This is a genomic window from Micromonospora sp. WMMD882 (genome assembly GCF_027497255.1).
Lineage (GTDB): Bacteria > Actinomycetota > Actinomycetes > Mycobacteriales > Micromonosporaceae > Micromonospora.
Genome location: NZ_CP114903.1, coordinates 4,078,836 through 4,096,326, shown reverse-complemented (window position 1 = coordinate 4,096,326; position 17,491 = coordinate 4,078,836). Strand labels below are relative to the sequence as shown.

The following is a 17,491-nucleotide window of genomic DNA, read 5'->3' as shown; positions in this document are numbered from 1 at the left end:
CCCGGAACCGGACGTGACGATTTCAGCCGGAACCTCGTACTCGCCCATGTTCGTCCTCCGTGCTCGCACCCGGACCCGTGGCGTGGAGCCGGGAGTGCCTGGCTCTCACCGTGCCACATTCTGGTCCGGCGGCACAGCCGGAGCGGAGGTTACCGCTGGATGCCCGCCGTCGCGCTCGGCGAGCCGGTGCTGCTGGCCGAGGCGCTGGGCCGTCCCGTGCCGCTGGCCGACGCGCTCGGCTCTCCGGTGCTGCTGGCCGAGGCGCTGGGCGCGCCGGCGCTGGCACTCGCCGTGGGCGTCGGCCCCGGCGTGGTGGTCGGCCCCGGGGTGACGCTCGGCGTGCCGGTCGGCGTCGGCGTGGCGGTGTCGGTGGGCTTGGGGGTGGCCGTGTTCGTCGGCTTCGGGGTGGCGGTGTCGGTGGGCTTGGGGGTGGCGGTGTCGGTCGGCTTGGGGGTGGCCGTGTCGGTGGGCTTCGGAGTGGCGGTCTTGGTCGGGGTGGGCGCCGGGGTGACGCCCGGGGCGGGCACCGCGCCGACGACCCGGGTGGCGGCGAACAGGCGCGACCAGCGGACGGTGGAGATCTTCACGACGTCGCCGGTGGTCGGCGCGTGCACCATCTTGCCGTTGCCGATGTACATGCCCATGTGGTGGATCGACTGCCAGCTGCTGCCCGAGGCGTAGAAGAGCAGGTCACCGGGGAGCAGAGCCTCCCGGCTCACCGTCCGGGTACGGGTGGCGTTGTACTGGTCCCGGGAGACCCGGGGCAGGCTGAAGTAGTCGGCGCCCTTCGACCGGTATGCGGCCCAGACCAGGCCGGAGCAGTCGAACCGGTCCGGACCCTCGGCCGCCCACAGGTAGGGGTCGCCGAGCTGGGCGAGGGCGTACTTGACGGCGGCCATCGCCCGGGGGTGGGCGGTCAGCCCGTTGGCGCTGCCACCCTGGAGGTACTGCTCACCGAGCTGCTGCTCGGCGGCCTCCTGCTGGCGTTCGATCTCGGCGAGCTGGGCGGCGTTGTCCTGCCGCAGCTTGAGTAGGGCCGCTTCCTGGGCGCGGTAGTTCTTCTGGGCGGTGGTGAACTGCTCGGTGGCGGTACGCAGTCGGGTTTCCGCCGCCTGGAACGCCTGGTACGCGGCCTGCTCCGTGACGCGCGCCCGGTTCAGCTCGCCGGCCGCGGCGGTGGTGGTGCCCTCGACCTGCTCGCCCCGGTTCCTCCGCTCCAGCATGCTGAGCCCGTGCAGGCTGGAGCCGAAGCCGTCGGCCGGCAGCGCGGCGGCGGCCTTGACCGCGTCGGCGGCGGCGTCGTCGGCGGTCTGCTGGGCGCTGGCGAGGGTGTCCCGGGCGAGCTTGAGATCCCGGTCGGCCGTGGCGAGCTGGGTCTTCGCCTCGTTCCGGAGCTGTTCGAGTTTGAGCAGCTCCTGCCCGAGCAGGCCGACCTGGGCTTCGACGGCGGCGATCTGCGCGGCGAGCGGGCCGTTGCCCATCGAGGTGATCGGCGCGGCGCCGAGCGGCCCGCCGGTGGGCAGACTGCCGCCGGGCGCCCCGCCGGGCAGCCGTAGCCCGCCCGCGGCGACCGGCCGGGCGCCGGTGTCCGGGACGGTCTGGGGCAGGGTCGGGTCGGCGTAGACCGGGGCGGCCATGGCGGCCGCGGCGACCATCCCGAGCAGTGCGGCCCAGAGCTTCGGCCGCAGGACCGGCGAGACCACCGGCCTCCGTCGCCGTAGCCGTCGCGCGCGCCTGCTGTCGGTCATTCCGCTCCCCGTCCCACTGTCGAGGCCGCGCCGTGGTGGGGCGCGACGTCCGTCGACGCGCCCGCTGTGGTGCGCGTCCTATTTTGTCTTACCTGAATGTCTCTGCCGTGTCGATGGGCCGGGGGTAACGACAAACTGTGAGTCGGATGAAGGCGGCCGGAAGGCCGGTGAGGTAGGTCGCTGCGGACGCCGCACGCGACGGACCGTCGGAGGTACGACGTAGGCTCGACCTCGGACCCAGCGGGAAGGGACGGTCAGGTCGATGGACGCCGGACTCAAGCGTGAGCTCGAAGCCAAGGTGTACGCGGGGGAGCGGCTGACCCGGGAGGACGGCATCGCCCTCTACGACAGCGACGATCTCTCCTGGCTCGGTCGGTTGGCCCATCACCGGCGCGCCGAGCTCAACGGTGACCGGGTGATGTTCAACGTCAACCGGCATCTCAACCTGACGAACGTCTGCTCCGCCTCCTGCGCGTACTGCTCGTTCCAGCGCAAGCCGGGCGAGAAGGACGCGTACACGATGCGGATCGACGAGGCCGTCCGCAAGGCCAAGGAGATGGAGGACGAGCAGCTCACCGAGTTGCACATCGTCAACGGCCTGCACCCGACGCTGCCCTGGCGGTACTACCCCAAGGTGCTGCGCGAGCTGAAGGCCGCCCTGCCGAACGTCAACCTCAAGGCGTTCACCGCGACCGAGGTGCAGTGGTTCGAGAAGATCAGCGGCCTCTCCGCCGACGCGATCCTGGACGAGCTGATGGAGGCCGGCCTGGAGTCGCTGACCGGGGGCGGCGCGGAGATCTTCGACTGGGAGGTCCGCAAGCACATCGTGGATCACGCCTGTCACTGGGAGGACTGGTCCCGGATCCACCGGCTGGCGCACGCCAAGGGCATGAAGACCCCGTCGACCATGCTCTACGGCCACATCGAGGAGCCCCGGCACCGGGTCGACCACGTGCTGCGGCTGCGCGAGCTCCAGGACGAGACCGGTGGTTTCGTGGTCTTCATCCCGCTGCGCTACCAGCACGACTTCGTGGACTCGGCGGACGGCAAGATCCGTAACCGGATCCAGGCCCGGACGACGATGGCCTCGCCGGCCGAGTCGCTGAAGACGTTCGCGGTCTCCCGGCTGCTGTTCGACAACGTCCCGCACGTCAAGTGCTTCTGGGTGATGCACGGCCTGTCGGTGGCCCAGCTCTCGTTGAACTTCGGCGTCGACGATCTGGACGGCTCGGTCGTCGAATACAAGATCACCCACGACGCGGACTCGTACGGCACCCCGAACACCATGCACCGCGACGACCTGCTCCACCTGATCTGGGACGCCGGGTTCCGGCCGGTCGAGCGGAACACCCGCTACGACGTGGTCAAGGAGTACGACCCGGCCCCGTCGCTGGCGTCCCGGCGGTCCGAACCGCAGCAGGTGTGGGCCTGAGCGGGGTCGCCGCAGCCGTGCGGCCGGGCGTCGGGCAGGCGGGCGTGCGGCCGGTCGTCGCGGTGCGGCCGGTCGTCGCGGGGCGGCCGGGCAGCTCGCGTACCCTGCAAGCGTCATGAACAAGCGGGACGGCAGACCCGGCGGCGCGGATCCGGCGGGCCAGGACGACCGGCCTGGGTTTCCCCGGCGGGACGCCGAGGGGCGGGTTGTCGCCCTGGGTGACCTCCTCGGGGTGGCCCTGGCCGGCGTGGTGGTCGGCGTGCTCGCCCTGGTGGTCTTCGACTGGACCTTCGAGCTGCTGGGCAGCGGCGACTTCGGGCAGGCCAACGGCTGGCTGGCGGTGATCCTGCCGGCGTGGTTGTTCTGGGAGGACTTCCGGGCCTGGGAGTTCGGCCCGGCCCGGGTGGTGGCCGCGCTGGTCGCGGTCGGGGCCGGTGTGGCGGCTGGGCTGCTGGTCGCCGGGGTGGCAGCCGGTCTGGCGCCGTTGCTCTCGGGTGGCCTGGCGGCGGCGACCTTCACCGTGGTCTACGCGGTGGTCTGGTTCGCCGGGGTCCGCTGGCTGGTCCGGCGGACGGGCTGACCGGTGGTCGTCGGGAGAGGGTCGTCGGTGAGAGGTCGGAGAGAGGGAGTGGGCGCGTGAGCGCGGCGGTCAAGTACACGTTGGGCCGGATCGGGCTGTTCGTCGTCGTGCTGCTCGCCCTCTGGCCGGTCGACCTGAACGTCTTTCTCAAGGTGATGCTGGCGCTGTTGTTCTCCGCGGCGGTCTCCTTCTTCCTGCTGCGGGGCTGGCGGGACGAGATGGCCGAGGAGATGGCCGGCGCGTCGGTCCGTCGGCAGGCCGAGAAGGAGCGGCTGCGTTCCGCCCTGGCCGGTGACGACGAGTCCGACCCGGCCGACCGTACCGACGGGCGATAATTTTCATTTACTCACACCGATGTGTAAAATTTTGCCGATGCGAGGATCCGCTTGGCATGAAAGAGAGGGCCGTCGATATTGATATGACCATGTGAGGGGTGATGGAGTGTGATCCACACAGCGGAGTCCTTCCGCACCCTCAGGAGGTTGGCATGGCCTTCCGAAAATCCGTCACACTCCGTCGTGGCGTGGTGCTCGCCGTCAGTGCCGCGGTGGGGCTCTTCGCCGTGGTGTCCGGGCCGGTCCAGGCCGACCCGCGCGCGGCGGTCGAGCCGACGACCACCGTCCAGTACGAGGTGCACGGACCGCGCACGGTGCAGGACCGGACCGCGGTGTCCCGCACCGGCGCCGCCATCGACTTCGTCGAGCACGGCCGGCTGACCATCTCGGCGACCGCGGCCGAGGCCGCCGCCATCCGGAAGCTCGGTTTCCGGCTCGACCCGGTGACCGACGCGCACGACCACTCGCACTCCGGCGACGTCGGCACGATGGACTTCCCGCCCGCCGACTCGAACTACCACAACTACGCCGAGCTGACCGCTGTGGTGAACAAGGTGGTCGCCGACCACCCGACCATCGCCCGCAAGATCAGCATCGGCCGGTCCTACGAGGGTCGGGACCTGATGGCGGTGAAGATCTCCGACAACGTCGCCACCGACGAGAACGAGCCGGAGATCCTCATCAACGCCCAGCAGCACGCCCGGGAGCACCTGACCGTCGAGATGGCGATCTACCTGCTCAACCTCTTCACCGACAGCTACGGCAGCGACTCCCGGGTGACCAACGCGGTCAACACCCGGGAGATCTGGATCGTGCCGACGGTGAACCCGGACGGCAGCGAGTACGACATCGCCACCGGCTCGTACCGCTCCTGGCGGAAGAACCGGCAGCCGAACAGCGGCGCCAGCGCGGTCGGCACCGACCTGAACCGGAACTGGAGCTACCAGTGGGGCTGCTGCGGCGGCTCGTCCGGTCTGCCCTCGTCGGACACCTACCGGGGTCCGTCGGCCTTCTCCGCCCCCGAGACCGCCGCGCTGCGCAACTTCGTCAACGGCCGCGTCGTCGGCGGAGTGCAGCAGATCAAGGCGAACATCGACTTCCACACGTACTCGCAGCTCGTGCTCTGGCCGTTCGGCTACACGTACAGCAACACGGCCACCGGCATGACCGCCGACCAGTACAACACCTTCGCCACCATCGGCCAGCAGATGGCGGCGACCAACGGCTACACCCCGCAGCAGTCCAGCGATCTCTACATCACCGACGGTGACAGCATCGACTGGATGTGGGGGCAGCACAAGATCTGGGCGTACACCTTCGAGATGTACCCCGGCTCGGCCAGCGGTGGCGGCTTCTACCCGCCCGACGAGGTGATCTCCCGGGAGACCAGCCGCAACAAGGACGCGGTGCTGATGCTCAGCGAGTACGCCGACTGCCCGTACCGGGCGATCGGCAAGGGGTCGACGTACTGCGGTGGCGGCACCCCCGACCCGACCCCGACCGAGTGCGCCGGCGCCAACGACAGCGACGTCACGATCCCGGACGCCGGCGCGGCGGTCACCAGCTCGATCACCATCGCCGACTGCGGTCGGGCTGCCTCGGCCACCAGCACGGTGACCGTGGACATCCCGCACACCTTCCGGGGTGACCTGGTCGTCGACCTGCTCGCGCCGGACGGCACCGCGTACCGGCTGAAGAACAGCAGCAGCACGGACGGCGCGGACAACGTCGCCGCGACGTACACGGTGAACCTGTCGGGCGAGAGCGCCGACGGTAACTGGCGGTTGCAGGTGCGGGACGTCTACCGCACCGACACCGGCTACGTCAACTCCTGGAGTCTGACCGTCTGACCTGTGATTTCGTGGGCGGACCGGCACACCGGTCCGCCCACGGCACGTCCGGTGCGCTACCGTTTCCCCTGACCACCCCACAGCGAAGCCGGTCGGAATCCGGCGCTGTCCCGCAACTGTGACGCCTCCCACTCCGGCCGTCCGCGCCGGACGCCCCGGTTCGAGCGCCGGGCGACCCCGGCCCCACGTGCCGGACGCCCCGGGCCTGACGCCGGGCGTGCCGACCGACCTGTCGGGTGGCGAGGACGAGCCAGGTCGCCTGCGGTGTGGTCGCGACACGCGCCTTCGAGGAAGGGCGCCTCGCAGGCGGTCGGCCCGGTTGGCCCCTGTCGGCGAAGCACCACGATCCTCGTCCGACAGGAGGTCAGATGTTCCGCCGTACCCCTCGAATCGCCACCGTGGCGCTCGCGGTCGCCGCGCTCGCGCTCGGCGCCTGCGCCGACCCGACGGCCGACGAGCCCGCCGGCGACGCGGGCGACGCGACCGGCGGTTTTCCCGTCACGGTCGGCGCGCTCACCCTGGAGAAGCGTCCCGAGAAGATCGTCTCCCTGTCGGCCACCGCCACCGAGATGCTCTTCGCGATCGGCGCCGGCCCGCAGGTCACCGCGGTCGACGAGCAGTCGAACTTCCCGACCGAGGCCCCGAAGACCGACCTGTCCGGCTTCCAGCCGAACGCCGAGGCGATCGCCGCCAGGAACCCCGACCTGGTCGTCCTCTCCGACGACCGGAACAAGATCGTCGACCAGCTCACCGCGCTGAAGATCCCGGTCCACCAGACCCCGGCGGCGCAGACCCTCGACGACACGTACCGGCAGATCACCGAGCTGGGCCAGCTCACCGGCCGGGTCGACGAGGCGACCGACCTGACCACCCGGATGCGGGACGACATCGCCAAGCTGGTCAAGGACCTGCCGCAACGCGCCGACAAGCTCAGCTACTTCCACGAGCTGGGCCCGGAGCTGTACACCGCGACCAGCAGGACCTTCATCGGCTCGCTGTACGCCCTGGTCGGCCTGGAGAACATCGCCGACGCGTCCGACGCCGACGGCGCCAGCGGCGGCTACCCGCAGCTCTCCCAGGAGGTCATCGTCTCGGCCGACCCGGACTTCGTCTTCCTCTCCGACACGAAGTGCTGCCAGCAGACCCCGGAGACGGTCAAGGCGCGGGCCGGCTGGTCCGGCCTCAGCGCGGTGCAGAACAACCAGGTCGTCCCGCTGGACGACGACGTCGCCTCCCGCTGGGGGCCGCGCGTGGTCGACCTGCTCCGCGCCATCGTGGACGCCGTCGCCAAGGCCCCGGCCGCGTGACGTCGCTCCCCCCGCCGAACTGTTAGGAAGGTTCCCTTCCTGTGCGTGAGGCGTTGGTAAGGGGCCCTTCCTCGCGCCGGACCGGCGTGGGCGGGCCGGCGCCCGCAGCCCGGCCCGCCGGGCTGCGGGCGCGCTGGCTGCTGGCCGGCGTCGCCGCGGTCCTGGTCGCGCTGATCGCCGGGGTGTCGTTCGGCCCGGTCAGCCTGCCGCCGGGCAGCGTCGCCGCCGAACTGCTCAACCTGATCCCCGGGGTACGGCTCGACAGCGGCCTCACCGAACGCGAGATCGCCATCGTCACCGAGCTGCGGCTGCCCCGGGCCGTGCTCGGGCTGCTCGTCGGCGGGCTGCTCGCCCTGGCCGGCGGCTGCTACCAGGGCGTCTTCCGTAACCCGCTGGCCGACCCGTACCTGCTGGGGGTGGCGGCCGGCGCGGGGCTGGCGGTGACCGCGGTGATCGCTCTCGGCTGGGCCGGCGACACGCTGAGCGGGCTGCCGCTGACCGTTCCGCTGGCCGCCTTCGTCGGCTCGCTGGGGGCGGTCGCCATGACGTACCTGCTCGGGGCCGCCGGTGGGCGCAGCCGGTCGCCGGCCACCCTGATCCTGGCCGGCGTGGCGGTCTCCGCGTTCCTCTCCGCCGGGCAGACCTACCTGCTGCAACGCAACGCCGACAGCATCCAGCAGGTCTACTCGTGGCTGCTCGGCCGGTTGGCCACCGCCGGCTGGCACGACGTGCTGCTGGTGCTGCCGTACTTCGCCCTGACCGCCGTGGTGGTGCTGCTGCACCGGCGGGAACTCGACGTGCTCGCGCTCGGCGACGAGGAGGCCACCAGCCTCGGCCTGCACCCGCAACGCTCCCGCTACCTGCTGATCGCCGCCGCGTCGCTCGGCACCGCCGCCGCCGTCTCCGCGTCCGGCCTGATCGGGTTCGTCGGCATCATCGTGCCGCACACCGTACGGCTGCTCGCCGGCGCCAGTCACCGGGTGGTCCTGCCGCTGTCGATGCTGTTCGGCGCGGCCTTCCTGGCGTTGACGGACGTGGCCGCCCGGGTCGTCGCCGCGCCCGCCGAAGTGCCGATCGGCGTGGTCACCGCCCTGCTCGGCGGCCCGTTCTTCGTCCTGGTGCTGCGCACCGCCCGAAAGATGATCACGTGACGGGGCCCGCCGTCGAGGTGCGTGACCTGCACGTCCGCCTGGACCGCACGCCGATCCTGACCGGCGTGGACCTCACCGTCGCCGTCGGCGAGTGGGTCACCGTGATCGGCCCGAACGGCGCGGGCAAGTCGACCCTGCTGCGCGCCGTCGGCGGCCTGCTGCCCGCGTCCGGCGACGTCGCCCTCTTCGGTACGCCGACCAGGGCGCTGCCCCGCCGCGAGCGGGCCCGCGTGGTCGCCACCGTCGCCCAGTCCCCGGTCGTCCCGGCCGGCATGTCGGTGCTGGACTACGTGCTGCTCGGCCGGACCCCGTACATCGCGCCGCTGGGGCGGGAGTCCGCCGTCGACCTGGCCGTGACGCACGAGGTGCTGGCGCAGCTCGACCTGACCGGCTTCGCCCACCGGGAGCTGGCCACCCTCTCCGGGGGCGAACGGCAGCGGGTCTTCCTGGCCCGGGCGCTGGCGCAGGGGGCGACGCTGCTGCTGCTCGACGAGCCGACCAGCGCCCTGGACATCGGTCACCAGCAGGAGGTGCTGGAACTGGTCGACCAGCTCCGGCACACGCACGGACTGACCGTCCTGGCGACCATGCACGACCTGACCGTGGCCGGCGAGTACGCCGACCGCCTGGTGCTGCTCGCCGAGGGCCGGGTGGTCGCCACCGGCACCCCTCGTGAGGTGTTCACCGAGGAGCTTCTCGCCACCCACTACCGCGCCCAGGTCCGCGTCATCGACACCCCCCACGGCCCCCTGATCCTCCCCACCCGCCCCACCCCACCTCATCGATCCAGGGAAGATCGTCGTTAGTTGATCTCCCTGAACGACGATCTGCCCTGGATCGCGGAGCTGGGTGGGGGTGAGGCAGGGGTGGGGGTGAGGACGGAGAAGAGGGCGCCCTGGGGGTCGCGGAGGGCGGCCCAGCGGCCGGAGGCGCTGTCGCGCGGCGGGACCAGCACGTCGCCGCCCAGCCGGACGGCCCGGTCGACGGTGTCGTCGGCGTCCTCCACCGCGAAGTAGACCGACCAGTAGGCCGGCAGGTCGGCCGGGAATCCGTCACCGAGCGGCGGCATCATCCCGGCGACGACCCGGTCACCGAGCCGCCAACCGGTGTACGGGACGTCGTCGACGGGCTGGTCCTCCGGTTGCCAGCCGAAGACCAGCTCGTAGAAGACCTTCGCGCCCTCCGGGTCGGGGGTGACCAGCTCGTTCCACGCCATCGCGCCGGGAACGCCGAGCAACTCCGCGCCGGGCATCGTCATCGGCTGCCAGACGGAGAGGGCGGCGCCGGCCGGGTCGGAGAAGACCGCCATCCGCCCCTGGTCGAAGATCTCGAACGGGGGCACGAAGACCTGCCCGCCGGCGGCGGTGACCCGGCCCGCGACCAGGTCCGCGTCGTCCGTGGCCACGTACGTCGACCAGATCGGCACCTGGTCCGGGGCGGCCGGCGGCCCGGCCGCGGCGACCGCGTGCCCGTCCTTCCGGAAGACCGTGTAGCCGCCCGCCTCGGGCTGCGGCATCTCGTGCGTCGTCCAGCCGAACAGCTCCGGGTAGAAGCGTCGCGCGTCCGCGAGGTCCGGGGTGGCCAGGTCGGTCCAGCACGGTGTGCCGGGCGGGACGGTACCCACGTGTCCCCCTCTCGGCCGGGGCACGCCCGGTGGCACGCCCTGCCGGCATCCTGACACCGCAGCTCGGGTCGTGTCCGCAGATCACCACAGAAGGCAGATCGAGCCGGGCAGGGCCGGTCAGCACGGAAGGGCCGGAGGGGTCAGTGGAAGCGGCGGCCCTCGTCCCGGCGGTACGCCCACGCGGCGAGCGTCCCCAGCACCACCACCCAGACCGCCAGCATGACCAGCGAGAGCGGGGCGGGTCGGAAGTCGCCGACGGCCGCCCACATCAGCTCGACCGCGCCCCGGGTCGGCAGGTACGGCGCGACCGCCTCGACGAAGCCCGGCGCCGACCCGGGCGCGGAGAGCAGCCCACCGCCGAACGCCAACGGGAAGAAGATCACCTGTGCGACCACGATCGCCGCCTTGCTCGGCAGCGCGTACCCGATCGCGAGGCCGAGCAGCGCGAACGGCACGGCGACCAGGAGGATCGTCGCGATGGCCGCGCCGAAGCCGGGCAGGCTGATCCGCGCCTCGGTGGCCACCGCCGCGATCACCACCACCGGGACCAGGGACAGCAGCGTCATCAGCAGCCCGGCCAGCACGCGTCCGGCGAAGCGCGGCAGCGGCCCTGCCGGCAGGGTCCGGGTGTACGGCTCCCAGGGCTGCGCCCGGTCCTCGGCGACGCCGATGCCGTACTGGAAGATGTTGGCGCTCATCACCGCGAAGGTCACCATCGACGCGGTGGCGTAGGTCGCTGCCGTCGGATCGTCCCCGGCGAACGGCACCACGAAGAAGAGCATCGCGGCGGCCGGGAAGAACGCGTTGCCGACCACCGCCACCGGAATGCGGATGATCTCCAAAAGCTGGTATCGGGCGTGTACCAGGGCCAGTCGCACGGTCGACCTCCTCAGACAGCGGCCGGTCGGCCGTCGGCGCCGGCGTGGGCGGTCCCACCACCGTCGGTGGCGCTGGCGGCTCCGCCGTGGGTGGCGCTGGCGGCTCCGCCGTGGGTGGCGGTGATGGTGAGGAACGCCTCCTCCAGTGAGGTGGGGCGGACCTCCAGCTCCCGGAAGGGGACGCCGGCGCCGACCAGGTCCCGGACGAGCTGGTCGGCGTCGGCGGTGAGCAGGCGCACGCGACCCTCGGCGCGTTCGGCGCCCACCACGCCGGGCAGCTCGGGCAGCTCGTCGGCGGCGAAGCTGACCCGGCGGATGCCCACCACGTCCCGGACCGCCCCGACGGTGTCGTCGGCGAGCACCCGGCCCTGCCCGATCACCACCACCCGACGCGCCAGCGCCTCGATCTCCTCCAGGTAGTGGCTGGTCAGCAGCACGGTGCCGCCCTCGTCGTGGAAGTGGCGGATGCCGTCCCAGAGGGTGCGCCGGGCCTCCACGTCGAGGCCGGTGGTGGGCTCGTCCAGCAGCACCAGCCGGGGTCGGCCGACGAAGGCCAACGCCACCGCGAGCCGCCGCCGCTGCCCACCGGAGAGACCGCCGGTCTGCCGCCGGACCAGGTCGGACAGGCCGAACCGGTCGAGCAGCTCGGCCCGGGGCAGCGGGTCCGGGTAGTGGGCGCGACGAAGTCGACCACCTCGCCGACCCGCAACGTGCCGGGCAGGCCGGTCTCCTGCGGGGTGACCCCGACGGCGCGTCGGTTGGCGGCCGACCGGGGGTCGCCGCCGAACAGCTCCACCCGCCCGGACGTCGGCCGGCGCAGGCCGACCAGCAGGTTGAGCAGGGTGCTCTTGCCCGCGCCGTTCGGCCCGAGCAGGCCGACCAGCTCACCGGGCCGGACGGCGAGATCGACCCGGTCCAGGGCGAGCACGTCCCCGTACCGGCGGCTGACCTGCTCGGCAGCGGCGACGATCATGAGACCTCCTCGGGAGTCGGTCTACCGTTCTACTCCATTCGGGCAAGTGGGGCGGGCAGCGGGGTGGTGTGCAGCACGGTGAGCCGGGAGACGGCCCGGGTCAGCGCCACGTAGAGACGGTGCAGGCCACGGGGCTCGGCGGCCACCACGGCCGCCGGCTCGACAACCACCACGTGGTCGTACTCCAGGCCCTTGACCAGGGTGGCCGGGACGACGGTCACCCGGGTCGCCGGGTCCGGGGCGTCGGGGTCGCCGGTGACCACGTCGGCCGCGGTCAGCGCGGCGCGCAGGCCGGCCACCGCGTCGTCGGCCACGATCACCCCGACCGAGCCGTCGTGGGCCAGCGCGGCCCGGACCTCGGCGACCGTCGCCGCCGTCAGATCGTCCACGGTACGGACGTCGAGCGCGCCGTCCCGGCGGAGCGACTCGGCCGGCGGCACGTCCACGGCGAGCGCCGGAAGCAGCCGGTTGGCGAACGCGACCACCACCGCCGGCACCCGGAAACCGACCGTCAACGGCACCACCGCGGCATCCGGTTTGCCAAGGTGGGCCAGGCTTTCCCGCCAGTCGGTCGCGGCCCACGGGGCGGTGCCCTGCGCCAGGTCCCCGAGCAGGGTGACCGAGCCGTGCTCGCTGCGCCGGGCGATGGCCCGGCACTGCATCGGGGAGAGGTCCTGCGCCTCGTCCACCACCACGTGCCCGAAGCCGGTGGGCCGGTCGACCAGCCCGGCCGCCTCGTCGACCAGCACCGCGTCCGCCGCGCTCCACTTCGTGGCCTTCGCCGTACGGGCCGGCTTCGCCCAGGTCAGCCGGGCCTGCTCGGCGGGGGTGAGCAGACCGTCGGCGGCGGTGGCCAGCAGCTCCGGGTCGGCGAGCAGCCGGTGGACCAGGCCCTCCGGGGTGACCGCCGGCCAGACCGTGTCGAGGAACGCGGTGACCGGCCGGGACTTCCCCATCCGGCGCAGCCAGGCGTCCCCGGGGGACTCCGCCCGCCGGGCCTCGGCCTGCCGTTGCAGCAGCCCCACCACCCGGGCCCGGACCCGGTCCCGCCCGACGGCGTACGGCAGCCGTTCCCGGCGGGTCTCGGTGACCAGCCGGCGCAGCGGGTCCAGCCCGATCCGCCAGCGGTACGACCCGTCGGACACCATGATCGGCTCGGTGGGCTCGCCGATGTGCGACTCGACCGCCCGACGCAGCACCTCCGCCATCCGGACGTCGTGTTTGAGCGCCGCCACCGCCGGGTCGTCCACCGCCCGGACGGTGACCCGGCCGACCAGGTCCTCCACGGTGGCCTGCTCCACCTCGACCTCGCCGAGCGCCGGCAGCACCGCCGCGATGTACGACAGGAACGCCCGGTTCGGCCCCACGACCAGCACCCCGGAGCGGCGCAACCGTTCCCGGTGCAGGTAGAGCAGGTACGCGGCCCGGTGCAGCCCGACCGCCGTCTTGCCGGTGCCGGGGGCGCCCTGTACGCAGATCGAATCGGCCAGGTCGGCGCGGACCAGCTCGTCCTGCTCGGGTTGGATGGTGGCGACGATGTCCCGCATCGGCCCGACGCGGGGCCGTTCGATCTCGGCGGTGAGGATCCGGCTGGCCGTGCCGAGCTCCTCGCCCCGGTCGAGGCGTTCGTCCTCGAAGCTGGTGAGCGCGCCGCCGCTGAACCCGAACCGCCGCCGCACGGCGACGCCCTGCGGGTCCCGGGCGCTGGCCCGGTAGAACGACCGGGAGACCGGCGCCCGCCAGTCCAGCACCATCGGCTCGCCCGCCTCGTCGGTGACGTGCCGCCGCCCCACGTGGTACGCGTGACCGGCGTGCTCGACCTCGACCGCGTCGGACCCGGCGGCGGACCCGGGCGCGGACCCGGCGGCGGACCCGGGGGCGGGCGCGGCCGGGCCGAAGTCCAGTCGGCCGAAGAAGAGCGGCGTGCTCGGGTCGTCGGCGAGCTCGGCGACCCGGCGGGCCATGTGCCGGCCCAACTGCTCGGCGGTGTACGCGTCACCGGCGACCTTGTCGCCGCCGGCGAACAGGGTCTCGGCCCGTTCGCGCATCCGGCGCAGGGCCTGCCGGGACGCGTCCAGGTGCGCCTGTTCGGCGGCGAGCTCGTCCGCCAGGGACGTGGGGGCGTGCAGGATCATCCGACGTGCTCCTCGACGTGGGGGAAGACTCTGCCGCTCGCGTGTCCGACCGGACCGGTCGGCGCGGGACGTCCGCTGCGGTGCTGCACACCGCGGCCGTCAGCGGGAACGGAGATTCTACGCCCACCCCGACCCGGACACCGCCGGTTTTCCTGTGGTCGTATTTCCTGTGGTCGATGGCCTCGGCGCGACGACAGCTCGACAGGGCCGCATCCGCGAAGGCTGCGGTCGGGAAGTCGCGCCGACAGGGCTACGCCGGGGGCGCCGCCGGTGGGGCCTCGCCGGCATCGGCGGCCCGCCGCCCGTCCCGCATCGCGGTCCGCGGCACCGGCCCGTGCGTCCGGCTCGGGTGCGGGGTTGGCCACTTCCGTTGCCGCCCGCTGCGCCCGCCGGCGTCGGCGGGGATACGGTCGGGGCATGGACGACCGCGTCGCGCGCCCCCGGGTCGGGCACATCCAGTTCCTCAACTGCCTGCCGATCTACTGGGGGCTGATGCGGTCCGGCGCGCTGATCGACGTCGACCTGCACAAGGACTCGCCGGACCGGCTCAGCGCCGCCCTCGTCGCCGGTGACCTGGACATCGGCCCGATCTCGCACGTCGAGTACCTGCGGCACGCCGACGAGATGCTGCTCCTGTCCGACCTGGCGGTGGGCAGCGACGGCCCGGTGCTCTCGGTGAACGTGGTGTCGACCCGGCCGTTGGCGGAGCTGGACGGGCGGCGGGTGGCGCTGGGCTCCACGTCCCGTACCGGTGTGCTGCTGGCGCAACTGCTGCTCGCGCAGCGGTACGGCGTCCGCCCGGAGTACTTCCGCTGCCCGCCGGATCTGACCCAGATGCTGCTGGAGGCGGACGCCGGGGTGTTGATCGGCGACGTGGCGCTGCGGGCCCTGTACGAGGCGCCGCGTCGCGGCCTGGCCGTGACCGACCTGGGGCAGGCCTGGCAGGAGTGGACCGGCCTGCCCATGGTGTTCGCCGTCTGGGCGGTCCGTCGGGACTTCGCCGCCGCCCATCCCGGCCTGGTCAAGGGGGTGCACGAGGCGTTCCTGCGCTCGCGGGACCTCTGCCTGGCCGAGCTGGACGAGGTGGCCGCGTCGGCGGCCCGCTGGGAGCCGTTCGACGCGGCGACCCTGGCGTCGTACTTCCGGGCGCTGGACTTCTCGCTCGGCTCCCGCCAGGTGGCGGGGTTGCGGGAGTTCGCCCGCCGGGCCGCCGAGGCGGGTGAGGCGCCCGCGCTGCCGGCCGGCGGTCCGGAGTTCTTCACCGGCTGACCCGGCCGGCGCCGGCCGGGTCAGCCGGTGGCTGCTCCCGGCCGGGTCAGGTGGCTGCCGCGTGGAGCTGCTCGGCGACCTTCTGGCAGTTGTCCATGCCGTAGTCGTAGCCGAGGGCGATCGGGTAGCGGACCATCACGCCCATCGTCCAGCCGTCCCCGATGGCCAGGCAGTTGACGTGGATCTCCTGCTCGCGGGTCCGGTCGACCCAGCCGTTCTTGATCGCGATCTGCTTCTGCTCGGCGGCCGGGAACGCCTTGCGGATGCCGAAGTCGCCGGCGCCCCGGACCAGCTTCATCTCCTTGATCAGCCAGTCGGTCCACTCCGGGCCGGCGGCCCGGCCGTCGGCGATGCAGGCGCCCATCCGGGCGGTGTCCCGCGCGGAGAGGTTGGTCCGGCTCCAGCCCCCGTCGGCGGCCGGGCCGCTGTCGGTGAGCTTGCACGTCGAGACCAGCCGCTGGATCGAGGCTTTGCCGCCGATGGAGCGGTAGAACTGCTCCGCCCGGGTGTTGTCGCTGTCCCGGATGATCTTCGTGGCGTCGGCGAGCTTGGCCTCGCTCACCGTCTTGCCGGCGGCGTCGGCGCGGCGCAGGTAGTCCGCCACGATCCACGCCTTGATCAGCGAGGCGGTGGTGTTGGTCTCGGCCATGTTGTCCGAGCCGGAGAGCTGCCCGGTACGGGTGTCCAGCAGGCTCCAGCTCCACCAGCCCTCGGCGTCCAGGTCGACCTCGGTGGGGCGCAGCGGCAGCGGCTCCAGCGTCGGCGAGGGCGACGGGGTGGGGCTCGGCGCCGTCCGGGCGCTGCGGTCGGGTGAGTCGCCCGTCCGGGCGACCGGGTCGGCGTTGGTCCCCCAGAGCGCGACGGCCGGCGACTCGAACGGCGAGCCGGGCAGCAGCCGGAGCGCACCGAGCACCAGCCCGACCAGCACCACGCCGACGCCGATCAGCCGCAGCGGTGACGGGTCGCCGCCCGGTCGCCCGGCCCGCCGGTTGCCCGCCATCAGGGCTTCACCAGCGGCTGCGGGATCTTCAGGGCGCCACCCGGTTGCGGGGTGACGAGCTGGGTGGTCACGCTCTGGCAGACCTTGGCCCCGTAGTCGAGGCCGTGTTCCCTGGGGTACCGCATCATCACCGCGAGGCTCCACTTGTCGGTCACGGCAAGGCAGTTCAAGTGCCACTGTAGGTCCGCCCAGAGCAGCGTCCAGCCGTTCTTGATGCTGACCGGCCCCTGGGCGGTGATCTGCTCGGGCAGGCCGTCGATGATCCCCCACCGACCGCCGCCCTGCTTGAGCTGCTGGTCCGCGGCGGCCGTGGTGCCCCGGACCTTGCTCATCTCGTCCAGCAGGTAGGACGTCCACTTCGGGCCGGCGGCGGTGCCGTCGGCGATGCAGTCACCCATCCGGACGGCGTCCCGCGGCGACATCTGGGTGTACGCCCACCGGGCCCTCGGGTCGAGTTTCGTGTCGGTCAGCTTGCACAGCCTGATCAGCCGTTCCACCACGGCGCGGCTGCCCCCGGCCCGGTAGAGCGACTGCGCGGCGTCGTCGTTGCTGTCCCGGATGGCGGTGCTGATCTGCCGCTTACGGGCGGCGGTGAGTGGCTCGTCCCCGAGTTGGCGCAGGTGGTCGGCGGCGATCCAGGCCTTGATCATCGACTCGGTGGAGTTGGTGGTGGTGAGGTTCTTCGACCCGGAGATCTCGCCGTTGGACCGGTCCATCAGGGCCCAGGAGAGGTACTTGCCGTCGAACGGGACGGAGACGGTCGCGTTCGCCAGGGTGGGTGGCGCGGGCGTGGCCGGCGGGGGCGTCGCGACGCTCTCCGTGCCGCCGTCGCCGTCGTCGGCTAGGCGCGCGTACGCGGCGGGGACCAGCATGCCACCGCCGAGCAGGATCGCCACGATGGCGAGCGCCAGGATCACGCGGGGACGCATGAGTGGGGGAACTCCCAGAGATCAGGGGCCGGGGGACCAGACTGTTCTGACGTGTCCGTCGGCGGATCGCCGGACCGGGGAGACGGCCGTTGCGGTGGCGATCGTCGTGAGCCGATCGGTGTGACCGGCAAAGTCTACGTCCGGACGCGCGCGGAGCCACCTTCGCGACGCCGGGGACGGCGCAGTAAACCGGAATGCAGCCGAGCTTGTGGGTATATGTCCTGATTCAGTGGTGTGTTTTGCCTCACTGTCAACGGGTGGGCGACTCGCGTCCGCCTCG

14 protein-coding genes and 4 pseudogenes are annotated in these 17,491 nt (G+C 72.6%); 9 read left to right on the top strand and 9 right to left on the bottom strand.

Translation table 11 applies throughout. The features are described from left to right. Positions 1-149: 149 nt before the first annotated feature. Positions 150-1,748, bottom strand: coding sequence for an NlpC/P60 family protein (locus tag O7606_RS17220; protein WP_281595050.1), 1,599 nt, complete (start codon positions 1,746-1,748; stop codon positions 150-152). A gap of 262 nt (positions 1,749-2,010) precedes the next feature. Here O7606_RS17220 and mqnE point away from each other — a divergent pair, with 262 nt between their 5' ends. The 8 genes and pseudogenes from mqnE to O7606_RS17185 all read left to right on the top strand — a co-directional run bounded on the left by mqnE (position 2,011) and on the right by O7606_RS17185 (position 9,209). Next, complete coding sequence (gene mqnE / locus O7606_RS17215) at positions 2,011-3,180, top strand: aminofutalosine synthase MqnE (RefSeq protein WP_281595049.1); 1,170 nt, start codon at positions 2,011-2,013, stop codon at positions 3,178-3,180. Positions 3,181-3,295: 115 nt separating this feature from the next. Next, positions 3,296-3,760 carry a hypothetical protein gene (locus O7606_RS17210; protein WP_281595048.1) on the top strand — a complete coding sequence of 155 codons (465 nt, stop codon included), beginning with the start codon at positions 3,296-3,298 and terminating at the stop codon, positions 3,758-3,760. A gap of 56 nt (positions 3,761-3,816) precedes the next feature. After that, the gene (locus O7606_RS17205; RefSeq protein ID WP_281595047.1) at positions 3,817-4,095 is read left to right on the top strand and encodes a DUF4229 domain-containing protein; all 279 of its coding nucleotides are present in this window, start codon (positions 3,817-3,819) and stop codon (positions 4,093-4,095) included. Between the two features lie 152 nt (positions 4,096-4,247). Next, positions 4,248-5,552 (top strand): annotated as a pseudogene (locus O7606_RS17200) (M14 family metallopeptidase); the annotation flags it as partial. 9 nt (positions 5,553-5,561) lie between these two features. Beyond that, positions 5,562-5,945: pseudogene (locus O7606_RS27650) on the top strand (proprotein convertase P-domain-containing protein); the annotation flags it as partial. A gap of 368 nt (positions 5,946-6,313) precedes the next feature. Next, complete coding sequence (locus O7606_RS17195) at positions 6,314-7,252, top strand: ABC transporter substrate-binding protein (RefSeq protein WP_281595045.1); 939 nt, start codon at positions 6,314-6,316, stop codon at positions 7,250-7,252. Positions 7,253-7,305: 53 nt separating this feature from the next. Beyond that, on the top strand, positions 7,306-8,403 hold the full coding sequence (locus O7606_RS17190; protein ID WP_281599730.1) for an iron ABC transporter permease: 1,098 nt from the start codon (positions 7,306-7,308) through the stop codon (positions 8,401-8,403). Further along, positions 8,400-9,209: an ABC transporter ATP-binding protein gene (locus O7606_RS17185; protein ID WP_281595044.1), complete on the top strand. Its 810-nt coding sequence runs from the start codon at positions 8,400-8,402 to the stop codon at positions 9,207-9,209. Before O7606_RS17190 ends, O7606_RS17185 begins: the two co-directional genes overlap by 4 nt. Here the strand turns inward: O7606_RS17185 and O7606_RS17180 are convergent. The 6 genes and pseudogenes from O7606_RS17180 to O7606_RS17155 all read right to left on the bottom strand — a co-directional run bounded on the left by O7606_RS17180 (position 9,206) and on the right by O7606_RS17155 (position 14,013). Continuing rightward, on the bottom strand, positions 9,206-10,027 hold the full coding sequence (locus O7606_RS17180) for a VOC family protein (protein ID WP_281595043.1): 822 nt from the start codon (positions 10,025-10,027) through the stop codon (positions 9,206-9,208). The genes O7606_RS17185 and O7606_RS17180 overlap by 4 nt on opposite strands. Before the next feature lie 140 nt (positions 10,028-10,167). Beyond that, entirely contained in the window at positions 10,168-10,905 is a 738-nt protein-coding gene (locus O7606_RS17175; protein ID WP_281595042.1) for an ABC transporter permease, read from the bottom strand. Between the two features lie 11 nt (positions 10,906-10,916). Further along, entirely contained in the window at positions 10,917-11,468 is a 552-nt protein-coding gene (locus O7606_RS17170) for an AAA family ATPase (RefSeq protein ID WP_281595041.1), read from the bottom strand. Between the two features lie 3 nt (positions 11,469-11,471). Beyond that, a pseudogene (locus tag O7606_RS17165) lies at positions 11,472-11,522 on the bottom strand (hypothetical protein); the annotation flags it as partial. A 137-nt stretch (positions 11,523-11,659) separates the two neighbouring features. Continuing rightward, positions 11,660-11,878: pseudogene (locus O7606_RS17160) on the bottom strand (ATP-binding cassette domain-containing protein); the annotation flags it as partial. A gap of 29 nt (positions 11,879-11,907) precedes the next feature. After that, the gene (locus O7606_RS17155) at positions 11,908-14,013 is read right to left on the bottom strand and encodes an ATP-binding domain-containing protein (RefSeq protein WP_281595040.1); all 2,106 of its coding nucleotides are present in this window, start codon (positions 14,011-14,013) and stop codon (positions 11,908-11,910) included. 417 nt (positions 14,014-14,430) lie between these two features. On the opposite strand from O7606_RS17155, the gene O7606_RS17150 reads away from it, so the two are divergent. Next, a complete protein-coding gene (locus tag O7606_RS17150) occupies positions 14,431-15,282 on the top strand; it encodes a menaquinone biosynthesis protein (RefSeq protein ID WP_281595039.1) in 852 nt (283 codons plus the stop codon). Positions 15,283-15,328: 46 nt separating this feature from the next. Here O7606_RS17150 and O7606_RS17145 read toward each other — a convergent pair whose 3' ends face one another. Then, positions 15,329-16,282: a hypothetical protein gene (locus O7606_RS17145; RefSeq protein WP_281595038.1), complete on the bottom strand. Its 954-nt coding sequence runs from the start codon at positions 16,280-16,282 to the stop codon at positions 15,329-15,331. Beyond that, positions 16,282-17,211, bottom strand: coding sequence for a hypothetical protein (locus tag O7606_RS17140; protein WP_281595037.1), 930 nt, complete (start codon positions 17,209-17,211; stop codon positions 16,282-16,284). The genes O7606_RS17145 and O7606_RS17140 overlap by 1 nt, the downstream gene beginning before the upstream one ends. Positions 17,212-17,491: the final 280 nt, after the last annotated feature.

Bases quoted from the DNA above. Each gene is read 5' to 3' on its own strand.
- O7606_RS17220 (WP_281595050.1), bottom strand. From the start codon at position 1,748: ATGACCGACAGCAGGCGCGCGCGACGGCTACGGCGACGGAGGCCGGTG.
- mqnE (WP_281595049.1), top strand. From the start codon at position 2,011: ATGGACGCCGGACTCAAGCGTGAGCTCGAAGCCAAGGTGTACGCGGGG.
- O7606_RS17210 (WP_281595048.1), top strand. From the start codon at position 3,296: ATGAACAAGCGGGACGGCAGACCCGGCGGCGCGGATCCGGCGGGCCAG.
- O7606_RS17195 (WP_281595045.1), top strand. From the start codon at position 6,314: ATGTTCCGCCGTACCCCTCGAATCGCCACCGTGGCGCTCGCGGTCGCC.
- O7606_RS17155 (WP_281595040.1), bottom strand. From the start codon at position 14,013: ATGATCCTGCACGCCCCCACGTCCCTGGCGGACGAGCTCGCCGCCGAA.
- O7606_RS17150 (WP_281595039.1), top strand. From the start codon at position 14,431: ATGGACGACCGCGTCGCGCGCCCCCGGGTCGGGCACATCCAGTTCCTC.
- O7606_RS17145 (WP_281595038.1), bottom strand. From the start codon at position 16,282: ATGGCGGGCAACCGGCGGGCCGGGCGACCGGGCGGCGACCCGTCACCG.
- O7606_RS17140 (WP_281595037.1), bottom strand. From the start codon at position 17,211: ATGCGTCCCCGCGTGATCCTGGCGCTCGCCATCGTGGCGATCCTGCTC.